At 56.8% G+C, this 12,676-nt stretch carries 9 protein-coding genes and 2 pseudogenes (1 of these 11 cut by a window edge); 2 read left to right on the top strand and 9 right to left on the bottom strand.

The features are described 5' to 3' along the window. Positions 1 to 1,791, bottom strand: a pseudogene (locus F4X57_08980) (hypothetical protein); it reaches 51 nt to the left of the window's first position. A gap of 225 nt (positions 1,792 to 2,016) precedes the next feature. On the opposite strand from F4X57_08980, the pseudogene F4X57_08975 reads away from it, so the two are divergent. Then, positions 2,017 to 2,381, top strand: a pseudogene (locus tag F4X57_08975) (hypothetical protein). A gap of 143 nt (positions 2,382 to 2,524) precedes the next feature. Here F4X57_08975 and F4X57_08970 read toward each other — a convergent pair. The 3 genes from F4X57_08970 to F4X57_08960 all read right to left on the bottom strand — a co-directional run bounded on the left by F4X57_08970 (position 2,525) and on the right by F4X57_08960 (position 6,124). Beyond that, positions 2,525 to 3,415 carry a heterodisulfide reductase gene (locus tag F4X57_08970; GenBank protein MYC07288.1) on the bottom strand — a complete coding sequence of 297 codons (891 nt, stop codon included), beginning with the start codon at positions 3,413 to 3,415 and terminating at the stop codon, positions 2,525 to 2,527. After that, complete coding sequence (gene sdhB / locus F4X57_08965; GenBank protein ID MYC07287.1) at positions 3,412 to 4,365, bottom strand: succinate dehydrogenase iron-sulfur subunit; 954 nt, start codon at positions 4,363 to 4,365, stop codon at positions 3,412 to 3,414. The genes F4X57_08970 and sdhB overlap by 4 nt, the downstream gene beginning before the upstream one ends. Before the next feature lie 79 nt (positions 4,366 to 4,444). Next, positions 4,445 to 6,124: an FAD-binding protein gene (locus tag F4X57_08960; GenBank protein MYC07286.1), complete on the bottom strand. Its 1,680-nt coding sequence runs from the start codon at positions 6,122 to 6,124 to the stop codon at positions 4,445 to 4,447. Positions 6,125 to 6,786: 662 nt separating this feature from the next. On the opposite strand from F4X57_08960, the gene F4X57_08955 reads away from it, so the two are divergent. Continuing rightward, on the top strand, positions 6,787 to 7,962 hold the full coding sequence (locus F4X57_08955) for a SpoIIE family protein phosphatase (protein MYC07285.1): 1,176 nt from the start codon (positions 6,787 to 6,789) through the stop codon (positions 7,960 to 7,962). A 5-nt stretch (positions 7,963 to 7,967) separates the two neighbouring features. Here F4X57_08955 and F4X57_08950 read toward each other — a convergent pair whose 3' ends face one another. The 5 genes from F4X57_08950 to F4X57_08930 all read right to left on the bottom strand — a co-directional run bounded on the left by F4X57_08950 (position 7,968) and on the right by F4X57_08930 (position 12,676). Further along, complete coding sequence (locus F4X57_08950; GenBank protein ID MYC07284.1) at positions 7,968 to 8,690, bottom strand: ABC transporter ATP-binding protein; 723 nt, start codon at positions 8,688 to 8,690, stop codon at positions 7,968 to 7,970. Between the two features lie 96 nt (positions 8,691 to 8,786). After that, positions 8,787 to 9,560 carry an ATP-binding cassette domain-containing protein gene (locus F4X57_08945; protein MYC07283.1) on the bottom strand — a complete coding sequence of 258 codons (774 nt, stop codon included), beginning with the start codon at positions 9,558 to 9,560 and terminating at the stop codon, positions 8,787 to 8,789. After that, positions 9,557 to 10,612 (bottom strand): branched-chain amino acid ABC transporter permease, encoded by a 1,056-nt coding sequence (locus F4X57_08940; protein ID MYC07282.1) that lies wholly within the window; start codon positions 10,610 to 10,612, stop codon positions 9,557 to 9,559. The genes F4X57_08945 and F4X57_08940 overlap by 4 nt, the downstream gene beginning before the upstream one ends. 4 nt (positions 10,613 to 10,616) lie before the next feature. Continuing rightward, positions 10,617 to 11,969: a branched-chain amino acid ABC transporter permease gene (locus F4X57_08935; protein MYC07281.1), complete on the bottom strand. Its 1,353-nt coding sequence runs from the start codon at positions 11,967 to 11,969 to the stop codon at positions 10,617 to 10,619. A gap of 47 nt (positions 11,970 to 12,016) precedes the next feature. Next, positions 12,017 to 12,676, bottom strand: a complete 660-nt coding sequence (locus F4X57_08930) for an ABC transporter substrate-binding protein (protein MYC07280.1) — start codon at positions 12,674 to 12,676, stop codon at positions 12,017 to 12,019.

The following is a 12,676-nucleotide window of genomic DNA, read 5'->3' as shown; positions in this document are numbered from 1 at the left end:
GATGAGTGCTCTAGCTATTTCGGTATGACCGTTCGCAGCCGCACCAAGCAGAGGCGTTGCACCGTTTCTGTCACTAGGATTAAGTTCTGCACCAGCGGCGATAAGCACACTAGCTATTTCGACATGACTATTTGCAACCGCACCAAGTAGAGGGTTGTTGAAAGCCCCATCATCACTGGCGTTTATGTCTGCACCAGCAGATATCAGCGTATTCACTATCCCCGCATGACCCTGCACAATTGCAGCATATAGAGGGGTGCCGGATCCACCACTAGCGTTGACATCCGCACCAGCAGAAATCAACGCTTTCACTATTTCTCTATGACCTTGCATAGCCGCTAAGTGCAGATTCGTAACGGCAGTATCTTTCGTGTTAAGGTCAGCGCCACCTGAGATAAGTGCCTTAGCCACTTCTGTATAGCCATTTACAACCGCTAACCCCAGGGGAGTGCCAGTGCCATCACCAGCGTTGATATCCGCGCCAGCAGAAATTAGTACATTCACTATATCCGTATGACCTTGCGAAACTGCAACATATAGAGGAGTGGCAGAACCTTCACTGCCATTCACTTCCGCACCAGCGGATATCAGTGCGTTGACAATTTCTGTATAGCCTTTCCCAGCCGCCACGTACAGGGCAGCGATGTGGTCGTCATTGCTAACATTTGGGTCAGCACCAGCAGACAGAAGCACTGAGGTCGTTTCCAAGTGACCAAACATAACTGCGCCGGCCAGGGGTGTATTTCCATCCTCAAGTCTGGCATTGAGATATGCCCCAGCAGAAATCAGTGCATTGACTGCCTCAATGTCATTTTTGCCAGAAGCAAAATGCAAAGCCGTACCGCCAACGCTGTTTCGTGCGTTAATATCCGCTCCAGCAGTGATCAGTGCATTGGCTATTTCTGTATGCTCTCCATCTGTATGCTCTCCAGCAGTATACGCAAGCTCCAAGGGTGTAACGCCGTCTTCATTGCTAGCGTCAAGGTCAGCACCAGCGGATATCAGTGCTCTCACTATATCTGTATGACCTGCGAAAGACGCAGAGTGCAATGGAGTGAAGCCCCCGGTATTCCTAACATTAAGGTCAGCACCGGCGGATATCAGCGCTATTGCTGTCTCAATATGACCTAAGGCAACCGCAAACTCCAATGGAGTGAAACCAGTACCGACTCTCACATTGATGTCGACTCCAGCTGCGATAAGCTCCAATGCAGTTTGCGCCTGATTAGAATTAACCATGTGAATCAGAAGGTCGGTCATCTGGTCGCGCTGTACTTGTGCTTGGCGAGCCTGTTCAGCGATTTGGGTTAAATTAAACGTTCGCCAATCTATTGAAGAGTTTTCGAAGATAGCCGGACCCCAACGAACCACAGGCTTATCTCTGTTTTGAAAAGCTGCTGCCGCGTCGTGCGTCAGGTTGTCAGAAGTGGATACAAAAATGCCGCCGGCAAACTGAACAGTACCGTAAGCACTCAGAAACTTATTCACTTCATCCAACCCTATCCTATTGTTGGGTTCATAGAATTTGCACTGGATAGCTACGAACTCTCCAGTGTTTCTCTCTTGAGCTACAAGGTCCATGCCAGTATCACGCCGCTGATTGTTATGTGGCCAGTCCTCCCAAAGCCATACTTTGGAAAACCGCATTGCTTGGACCACGTCCTGCTCGATGAAGAACTTAACCAGTTCCTCGAAGCTGCGTCCTTTTTCTACGGTACTGATGGAGTTGCCATCTAACCTTCTCAATACATCGCGGAAAGTTCCAGATTCCATACGCCCACCACCTGCCATTTACTGTCGGTAAGTCTGGTACAATTTAGACTCACTCGAGATTTGACCACCAAGATTTTACATTTGTCCTAGCTTAGACGCAACGAGTCAGAACGCACATAAATGCTTGCGAGCTGTCATCCTATCCAGAATGAATCTTAAATGTATATTTGTACTCCCTATCGCTATCTGGTTCATCGGCACGCATGCGGAATACGACCGTATTGATGCAGAGAGTGTATAACCATGGTTTCCGTTAATCCAATCCGAACAGAAGAAGATTATGAGGCAGCGCTTACCAGAGTTGAGGATATCTTCCACTCGAAGTTAGGCACTCCAGAGGGCGACGAGCTTGATGTACTCACTGACCTTATAGTGATATACGAAGACAGACACTACTCCATCGGGCCGCCCTTATCGGCGCGATAGAGTACGGCATGGAGCTGCACGGCGTGACGAAGGATGATCTTGTGCCGCTGATTGGCAGCCAACAGCAGGTGGCGGAGGTGCTTTCGGGCAAGGGGGAGATTACGATGCAGATTGCAAGGGCACTGCACAAGCACATAGGAATACCAGCAGAATCGCTGCTACAGGACCCGACGGCTCAATAGCTACGCAACATGCCTACGGTGGAGGGCATGGCTACAAGTCTGTTACCCAAAGCGTAGTATCACGCCTGCGACAACGCTGAGGGCAGCCGCCATGGCGACCATCCCCTTGTACAGGTCGGCCTTGGTGGCGTGTTGCGTGCGAATCAGGGCGATACGCCTATCGTCGAAAGCATCCGCCGGGTGGATACTATGTGCTTGTTCAGGCGCATAGCGACGGGGTCTATGCCTAGCGCTAAGCCTATCATCTGCGGCAGGTGCATTATGGGCAGGTCAATGGGCTGCTGCGCTTGCTTGGCGGCTTGCGGCTGGTAGCCGTCTAGGTTCAGGTGGCACAGCGGGCAGGGTGTTACCATCGCGTCCGCGCCCCTGTCTTTGGCGTCAAGCGTGTGATTGGAGACCATCTTCATGGAGTTCGTCTGATTGATGGTCAGGATGGGGAAGCCGCAGCAGAGCGTCTTGCCGGGGAAGTCCACGACAGTCGCGCCGATTGCTTCGATTACCTGCTCGAGCGCGTCGGAGCGGCCCGGGTTTTCGGCGAATCCGAGCGCAGAGCTTGGGCGCACGATGTAGCAGCCGTAGAATGGCGCCGCTTTGAATCCCGTCAGCGGGCGCACGACCAGCGACTTCAGCTTGTCGATGCCGATGTCTTCTACGATTGCCCAGAGCAGATGCTTCGGGTTGGCAGTGCCCCTGTACTCCAAGCCCTCTTCGGCGAGGTCTTCGTTGATCGATGACAGGTAATCGGCGTCCGATGTGAGCCGCTGGTTCGCCTGCGACATTACGCCCTGGCAGGTGCTGCAAATCGTCATCAGCGGCAAGCCGGAGCGTTCCGCCAGCGCGAAGTTGCGCGCGTTGAGCGTGTCACCGAGACGCAGGTTCTTCTCTTGAAGCACGCCCGCGCCCGTGCAAGACGCACTCTGCATCGGTTCATGGTCGAGCTCGATGCCGAGAATGCGGCAGACTTCTATCGTCGATGTGTAGAGTTCCGGCGCGGCGCCCTGCGCTACGCAGCCAGGGTAGAATGCGTATTTCATTTCCTGCTTTCGACCTTTTCAAATATCCGCTGCACATTCTCCGCGCCTGGGCGCTTCTTGTGAATGAGCGGCGGAACTTTGCCAACCTTGAACGAACGCGCGGCGACCGGGATGAGCTTGACCATCTCTTTGATGTTCGTCTTGCCGTAGGTGTTGACCACCAGGCTCGTCTCATCAAGCCAGCCGCTATGCTCCACGGAGCTGGCGAACGCCTCAGCGTGGCGCGCGCCGTAAGTGTTATTGTAGCCGGCATCGATCGCCTTGTCGCGCAGGGACATTATGCGCTCCATCGGCGCGACGCCCTTGGGACACGCTTCGACGCACTGCATGCAGCGCGTGCAGTCCCAGATGCCGCCGTATTCGTTTAGGCTGCCGAGCCGGGATGCATCCGCGTCGTCTCGCGGGTCTGCGACGAACCTGTATGCCTTGGCGAGCGCCGCCGGTCCAACGAAGTTCGTATCGACTTCGAGCGATGTGCAGTCCGAGACGCACGCGCCGCACATAATGCAGCTCATCACGCCGGCGAGATGCACCATGTCTTCGTTAGGCGCGATGTGCTCGGCTTCGGGTTCGGGACCGCTGTGCTGCAACCACGGCTGTATGGCACGCACCTTGTCCCAGTGAATCGCCATGTCGGTAACGAGGTCTTTGACGACAGGCATATTGCCCATCGGCTCGACGACGACAGGCGCGTCGCCTTTCAGAACGTCAATGACCTTCGTGTTGCACGCTAAGCCCGCCTGCCCGTTGATGCGCATGCCGCACGAGCCACAAATCGCGCTGCGGCAGGAACACCTGAACGTCAGGCTGCCATCCATCTCTTCACGAATGCGAATCAGCCCGTCGAGCACGGTTGCGGAATCGTCCATCGTCAGCGTGTACGACTGATAGTGCGCCTCTTGGCTGCCGTCCTCCGGGTTGAATCTTTTGACGCTAAAGGTTACTTCCATCTATCTATGCCACCCTTTGGGGGAAACACCGTATGCAATTGCAGGCGTTCCATTGTGTCAGTCGGCTCGCAAGCACGCGCTAGTAGCTGCGTACTTGCGGCTCCCAATCCGTAATGACCACGGGCATATAGTCTATTTGCGGTCCGTCTTCCGTGTGCTTGACTAGGATGTGACGCAGCCAGTTCTCGTCATCCCTGTCCGGGGCGTCCGTCCTGGTGTGCGCTCCCCTGCTCTCCTTACGCTCAATAGCCGATAGCGCGATCGCTTCCGCGCAGTCCACCATGAAACCAAGTTCAAGCGTGAACAACAGGTTCGTGTTAAATGTCTTACTTTTGTCCGGCACCGCAACGCTGTTGAACCGCTCGCGTAGTCCGCGTAGTTCGCCGAGTGCGGTTTCCATGCCATTTTGTTCGCGGTACACAGCGAGGTGTTCGTTCATCACATCGCCCATCTCGCGCCGTATCTTGCCGAACATCTCTCCGTTGCTGTCGTTGCCCAACAGGCGCTGGATGTAAACGCGGTCGCTGTCTGCGGATGCGTCGCTAACGGTTGTGCTGTGCTGCTTGGCCTTCGCCAACTGCGCGGCGTGTTCGCCAGAGCGCCTGCCGAACACAAGGGTGTCCAGAAGCGAGTTCGCGCCGAGCCGGTTGCCGCCGTGAACGCTGACGCATGCGGCCTCTCCCGCGGCGTACAACCCGGCGACTTCGGTCTGACCATCGACATCGGTCTTGATGCCGCCCATCTGGTAGTGCATGCCCGGTCGAATGGGGATAGGCTCGTGCAGCAAATCGACATTAGCAAAGTCCCTGCCAATCTCGCGGATCTGGCTCAGGCGCTCGTTAATGACCGCCTCGCCAAGATGCCGTACATCGAGCAGCACGCAGCCGTCGATGCCCCTGCCCTCGTTGATTTCGGTCTGCTCCGCGCGCGAAACGACATCGCGCGATGCGAGTTCCATCATATTCGGGGCATACCGCTCCATAAAGCGCTGCCCCTCGGAGTTGAGCAGATATGCGCCTTCACCGCGCGCGCCCTCGGTGATTAGCACGCCGCTGCCCTTTAGCGTGGTCGGATGGTACTGCACCATCTCCATGTCCATCAGCGATGCGCCAACGCGGTACGCTGCGGACATACCGTCGCCGGTGCAGATGAGCGCGTTGGTGCTGGGCTCGAATACGCGGCCAAGACCGCCGGAAGCGATGATGACCGTCTTGGAGCGAACCACATGGATATCGCCGCTGCGAATTTCCATTATGACTGCGCCGGCGCAATTGCCGTCTTCCACGATGAGCGAAAGCAAGAACCACTCTTCGTAGATTCGGACGCCCGCCTTCATCACCTGTTCATACAGCACATGCAAGAGCGCCTGCCCGGTGAAGTCCGAGACGAAGAATGTGCGCGCCTGGCGCTGCCCGCCGAATGCTCGCGTGCCAAGCCTGCCCTCGTCGTCGCGGTTGAATATGACGCCCATGTGCTCCATGGAGATGACTTCGTCGCCCGCCTCCCGGCACATCACGGATATAGCGTCTTGGTCGCCGAGATAGTCGCTGCCTTTGATGGTGTCAAAGGCGTGCTCGCGCCAGTCGTCGCCCCTGTCGGTGAGCGCGGCGTTAATGCCGCCTTGCGCGGCGTTTGAGTGGCTGCGCACGGGATGCACCTTAGTCACGACTGCGACATCGGCGCCCGCCTCGACGGCGGCAAGTGCGGCGCGCATTCCCGCAAGTCCTGCACCGATTATTAGCACATCATGGTCGAACATACTCATTACCTCGAACGAAGAAATGTCTGTTAGAGAACCTAACACATTGCGCCTGATTTCACAAGATTACAGGGAGTCCGGTTAGCGTATTCTGTCTGTAAGTTCCTTTCAAACCATCACCTACGTCCTAGCCTCCCCCATTAACGGGGGAAGTGACTAGCCGCTGCTTCATTCTGATTAGTAAAGTACGATTTCACAAATGCAATTTATGCGTGCCATTTGCAATTCGTACCTGCCATTTCGAGCGAAGCTAGAAATCTAGAGTCGAAAACAGGTTTGCATGCAACGATCCCTGCCTTCGCAGGGACATGTTTCAGATTCCTCACTGCGTTCGGAATGACAAGAACAACCCGGAATGACAACATTGGGGATCTGTCAAGTCGTCTCTCTGGCAAAGAAGATTCTAGAATAATCGCAGTACATCTTATATAATGCCGGTACGGATGTTGTGCCATCCATAGGGTTGAGCGTCTAATTCCGGACAGTGGTTGCTGAATTGTCGTTTCTTATGCACTGACATATTGCACATGCTTTATAAAATGGGTAGCATAGAGGCAATACTTTTACATTGACGCGCGACGCGGAATCTCGCCCGATGGATATGATTTAGAAGGTGTAATTCTGCTATTATTCGTGTGGAATTTTCTTTCTTAGGAGCACCGATGAAAGAAATGGCGAAAAAGATACTGGTTGTGGATGATGAGCCAGACCTGAGGCCGCTGGTGATGCAGCGGATGCGCCGCGACATTCGGCGCGGCAAGTACGAGTTCCACTTTGCGGGGAATGGCATCGAAGCGATCGATGTGCTGAGCGAGATCAGCGACATCGACATGATCATCACCGACATCAATATGCCCGGTATGGACGGGCTTGCGCTTCTGGAAAAGATACCGGACGTCAACCCCAATACTCGCGCCATCGTCGTGTCCGCGTATGGCGATATGAACAACATACGCACGGCGATGAACCGCGGCGCGTTCGACTTCGTTACCAAGCCGATAGACTTCGGCGACCTGCGCGTTACGATAGAGCGCACGCTGCGCAATCTGCAGGAATGGCGCGAAGCGATGTCGTCTCGCGACAAGCTCACGGCGCTGGAAAGCGAGTTGGATGTCGCCAATCAGATACAGCAATCCATATTGCCTACAGAGTTCCCCAAGCATGAAGGTTTCAGGATTTTCGGCAGCATGGAGCCCGCCAAGGAAGTCGGCGGAGACTTCTTCGACTTGGTGCTTCTTGAAGACCGTTGCGTTGGGTTGTCGGTCGCGGATGTGTCTGATAAGGGGGTGCCTGCCGCGCTATTCATGATGTCCAGCCGCACGATGATGAAGGGCGCAGCCATCAGCGCGCGAGACCCGGGCGAAGTGCTGGGCATCGTCAACTCCATGCTCGCGGAAGACAACGACCCGCAGATGTTCGTAACCGTGCTCTATGCAGTGTACGACCCTGAGAACGGGCAGTTCACCTACGCCAGCGGTGGCCACGACGCGCCGCTAGTCGTGCACGAGGATGGCAGCTCGGAACTGCTGGACCTGACCAGCGGACTGGTGCTCGGCATCGTGCCGGACATTGAGTTCGAGCAGAACAGCGTTACGCTCAACCCCGGCGACACCGTCATCTGCTACACGGACGGCGTAACTGAGGCGATGAACAGCGAGGGCGAGCAATTCGGTATCAAACGGCTGATGCAGACATTCGTCGATCATCCGCCCATCAACGCGCAGGATGCGGTGGAGAAGATATTCAACGCTGTGTCGTCGTTCGCGGATGGCACGGTGCAGTCGGACGACATAACCTGCCTGACGCTCTCCCGCGACGTGCTGACGCCGGACGAATAGACGGCTCAGCTGCCCAGAAACACCTGTGTCAGAATATCGGTCTCTCGGATGGACTGCGGTGTGCCAGAGTGCACGACGCGCCCCTTGTCCAGCACATACGCCTTGTCCACGATGTCCAGCACACCCTTGATGTTGTGCTCCACGACCAGAATCGTCGTGCTGAGCCGGTCGCTTATCTCCGCTACCTTCTGAAATACCTCGCCGACGACAATGGGCGCGAGCCCAAGCGTCGGTTCGTCGAGCAGCAGCAGTTCAGGCGCCGCCATCAGCCCTCTACCAAGCGCGAGCATCTGCTGCTGACCGCCTGATATTTGGCTCGCGAGGTCGCCACGCTTCTCGTGCAGAATGGGAAACAACTCCATAACGGAGTCAAGTCGGCGCGCCTTCTCTGCGCTATCCTTCAAGTACAGGCAGCCCATCTCCAAGTTTTCCGCAACGGTCAAATGCGTGAAGACGCGCCTGCCCTGAGGCACGAACGAAATGCCCTGTTTCACAATCTCGTGCGTCGCCGCTTCCAATGGCATTTGCCGCAAGAAGACCTCGCCTTCAACGACGGGGGCAAGCCCCATGACCGCCTTGAGCACGGTGGACTTGCCAGCGCCGTTCGGCCCCATCACCGCAACCACCTCGCCCTTGCGCACCCCCAACGATACGCAATCCAGCGCGACCACCGCATCGTAATGCACGGATATGTCAACCAACCTGAGTAGTTCTGCGCCGTCTGTCATGCCGTCTTCCATGCCTTGCCCTGCCATTCCCTAGCCAATTATCCAACCAATTCACGCGGAATCCGATCGCGCGTGCAGCACAATGCTCCGCCTCGCTTAAGTCCCCAGATACGCCTCGATGACCTCTTCGCGCGTCAGCACTTCGTCCACCTCGCCTTCGACTAGCAGCCTCCCGCTGTCTAACACGATTAGGTGGTCGGACAGCTCGCGCACGATGTCCATGTTGTGCGATATGAACAGCACGGTGCGGCCATCGTCGCGCACTTGCTTTAGGATGCCCTTGATGCGCTCTAGCATCTGCGGGAACAGACCGGCAAACGGCTCGTCGAACAGGTAGATTTGCACATCGAGCGCCATCGCGCGGCCGATTTCCAGCAACTTTCGCTGCCCATAGGATAGTTCCATCGCCAGCGAATCGCGCTTGTCCCAAAGTCCTACGCTTTCCAAGATGCTCTGCGCCTTCGCCCTGTGCGACTGCTTCGCGCGCTCAAACAGCGAGGGGAATACACGGCGGTCTGTCAGCACGACCATTATGTTGTCCATGACGCTAATCTGGTCGAACAGGCGCACCTCCTGAAATGTGCGCGTGATGCCGTGCTCGGGCGTTTCGTGTGCCTTCACCACACGCAAGCCTATCCCGTCCACGATGATCATTCCGCCGTCTAGCGGCAGTGCGCCGCTGAGCAGGTTGATGAGCGTGGACTTGCCAGACCCGTTGGGACCGACGATGCTCGTCATTCCGCGTCGCGGTATGTAGATGGACAGTTCGTCCACCGCTTTAACCGCGCCGAAGTGCTTGGAGATTTCGCGCGTCTCGAGCGCGAAGTCGTCCGGCGCGTGTTCCCCACCAATTGTTGTGTGAATGCTCATAGCTTGTACTTCCCGACCAGCCCTTGCGGTCTGAACAACATCAGCAGCACCAACAATATGCCCAGCACCACCTGCCTTGCCTGCCCGATGTACTCGGGTGGCAAGAATGGCAAGAAGCGCATGCCTTCTTCAAGCAGCACGAATGCCATTGCGCCGAGCAAGGATCCCCAAATGGTGGCGAGTCCGCCTAGTATCACGATGGACACCAGCAATATGGATTCCAGCAATATGAACGAGAACGGGTCGATGAAACTCGTCCAGCTGGCAAACAGCCCGCCCGCAAGCCCCGCAATCATTGCGGATATGACCCATATCGCCAGCTTGTAGTGCGTCGCCTGATAGCCGAACACTTCGATGGCATCTTCGTCCTCGCGGATAGAGGTGAGCACCCTGCCGAACGACGACGTAACGATAAACCAAGCAATCAGCATCACGACTGCGAGGAATGCCAGAACGAACAGCATGAACTGTAATTCGCCATTAAGCGTCCAACTACCAATCTGCGGCCTGGCAATCTCGTGTATGCCGAACGCTCCGCGCGTCAGACCACGCGCGTTCAGGAACACATTGAAAGCGATGATTGCAAAGCCGAACGACACCAGCACATAAATGTCATCACGAAAGCGGTTGAACACCACGCCCACCGCCAGCGCAACCACACCCGAAAGCAGCACACTGACCGGCAGCGCGGCAAAGAAGGGCCACGCGAACGTCGTGAGCGCCTCGGTGCGCAGCTGCTCGTATTCCGGGCTGGAGCTGAGCACCGCCATCGAGTACGCGCCTATGCCGAAGAAGCCGATGTGTCCTACGGACAGCAGCCCGGTGAAGCCGACGACAAGATTCAGGCTTACGGCGAGTATCGCCCAGATGGCGAACACAGTGCCGACCGTGACGGCGAAGCCGGCGCCCTGCCACAGCATAAACACCACTGCCCAGCCGATGACAAACAGATTTGCCCAGAGCTGTATATTGCCCCGCCAAGCCTTCCATATATTGCGTGGAGCGCGGACGCCTTTCAGACCGTTCGCTATGGGTTGCAATATGATTCGCATTGCGCTACCTTCTCGGCAAGATTCCGTTGGGCCAGAACGACAGGAACAAGATTAGCAGCGCGAACGAAATCGCGTCTTTCCATTCGCCGGCGAGATCCCAGATGCCAAACTGCTCGATCATTCCCAGCACGAAGCCGCCGAGCAGCGCGCCGTACAGGTTGCCGATGCCGCCGACTACGGACGCGATCCAGCCTTTCAGCAGCAGCAATAAGCCCATTCGTGGCTGTATGGCGGTGTCGTGGCCGCTGAGTATGCCACCCAGCGCAGCGTACACCGCGCCCACGAAGAACACAATCGCGATGACCACCGTCGTGTTGATTCCGACGACCTTGGACACCTCTTCGTCGTCGCCAATTGCCCTGACCGCCTTACCGAAGGTCGTCCACTTCAGCACGAACAGCAGCGCGAGAAAGCCGACAATAGCCACGCCGACGGCAAATACGTTGAAGCCCTTAAGGTTCGCGCCGGCGATATTCCACGGCGCGCTGCCGAATGCCTCCGGCAGCGGGCGCGGCGCACTCTGAAAGATAATCGTGGTGAACGCGGTCATCGCCAGCAGTATGCCTAGCGACGCCACCAGCATCACCAGAGGGGACCGCGCGCGCTCACGCATATACACATACAGCCCGCGATAAAGCGCAAGCCCAACTATGCCGGCAAGCAAGCAGGACACTGCCCAGCTCAGGTACAACCCCGCGCCGTCCATCTGCAATATCAGGCTCCCGATGTATGCGCCAATCGCACAGCCAATAACCGCGCCAAGAATCACGACCGGTATCGCACTAGCATCGGCAAGCGCATATCGATATGCGCGATACAGCAGCCAACACACAACAACAGCCACGATTACGCCAACCGCCGGACTCAACAGCGCGGTCATCATCGCGGGGAAAGTTAGGACGAACCACATGTAGATGCCCGCCGCCGCGCCTACTACGCCGCCTATCGCGCGGATGGTATTGCGGCTCATTCCGCGCTGACGCAGCCGTGCGCCAAATGCTTCGTGCATTGTCCACGCCGCCACGCCCGCGGTAACGAGCGCGAATGCGGCATTGAGTATCGGCTCGTTGACCTCATACCGCCCGCCGAGCGTGTCGAACGAGCGCAGATAGAACACGCCGTATGCGCCAAGCGCCGCCGCCGCACCGTAGTACAGGTCGAAGAACCACACGGTGCTATAGACGAGCGTGAAACCGATCGCTATCAGGGCGTACACCGCGCCGACCGCCAGCCCGTTGAAAGTAAACTGTAGCGCCTGCTCCGGAGACTGCGTTATCTTCCAAACGACATAGAGAGCGGCGGCAACGGTCAGCGAGTACGCCAGAGTCGTGCCATAATCTTCGCGCAGCCTGTGCAACTTAACTCACCTAGCCATCGACAATAAACGCCAGCGTCAGGCGCGCACTACTCGGACGGCGCCGGTCCAAGCACATTGTACCCAAGGTTATCTTCCGTTCTGTCCGGCGGCGGCAAAATCTCCACGACCACATTCGCCAAGCCGACGACCTCGCCGTTCTCGTCGAAGCTATAGTTGCTGCCAATTGCCCCGCTCCAAGTGATGTCATACAGACAGTCCCTGAAACCATCGGCGTCCTGGTCGTCGTCCGTCCGCTTCAGGCATTCGGCGGTGATATAGACATCGTCGTACGCAGAGCCGAGATACCAGCGCAAGGTGATGTAATCGTAGCGTTCCATGAAATTGGACAGGACTTCTTGCGCCTTGGAGTTGGCGGGGTCAAGGTCAGCGATGATTGCTTTCACGCCCGTCGCCGCATCGCCCGCTATCTCCAGCGCAGTCGCTCCGACGACCACATCTTCGCCGTATATCGGACCATTGAAGCCCAACTCGCGCGACTGCTTGATTATAGTGCCGCCTGTGAACTCCGACTGCGCCGCGATGTGCAGCGCGTCAGGGCTCTCGCCAATCAGCTTGGTAAGCTGCGACCTGAAATCGGTCACATCGGATGCGTAGCGTTCCGTCCCTACAACACTGCCACCCCGCTTCTCGAACTGTTCCACCGAGGTGCGCCTCACGCCCTCCGCATAGTCCGTAGCCTCTGTGAT

Source organism: Chloroflexota bacterium, from assembly GCA_009840355.1.
Taxonomy (GTDB): domain Bacteria; phylum Chloroflexota; class Dehalococcoidia; order Lucifugimonadales; family JADFKI01; genus Bin90.
Note: the sequence above shows the minus strand (reverse complement) of the source record. Positions and strands in the feature narration are given on the sequence as shown.

Coding starts and splice junctions, on each gene's coding strand:
- F4X57_08970 (MYC07288.1), bottom strand. CDS start 3,415: ATGAAATACGCATTCTACCCTGGCTGCGTAGCGCAGGGCGCCGCGCCG.
- sdhB (MYC07287.1), bottom strand. CDS start 4,365: ATGGAAGTAACCTTTAGCGTCAAAAGATTCAACCCGGAGGACGGCAGC.
- F4X57_08960 (MYC07286.1), bottom strand. CDS start 6,124: ATGTTCGACCATGATGTGCTAATAATCGGTGCAGGACTTGCGGGAATG.
- F4X57_08955 (MYC07285.1), top strand. CDS start 6,787: ATGAAAGAAATGGCGAAAAAGATACTGGTTGTGGATGATGAGCCAGAC.
- F4X57_08950 (MYC07284.1), bottom strand. CDS start 8,690: ATGACAGACGGCGCAGAACTACTCAGGTTGGTTGACATATCCGTGCAT.
- F4X57_08945 (MYC07283.1), bottom strand. CDS start 9,560: ATGAGCATTCACACAACAATTGGTGGGGAACACGCGCCGGACGACTTC.
- F4X57_08940 (MYC07282.1), bottom strand. CDS start 10,612: ATGCGAATCATATTGCAACCCATAGCGAACGGTCTGAAAGGCGTCCGC.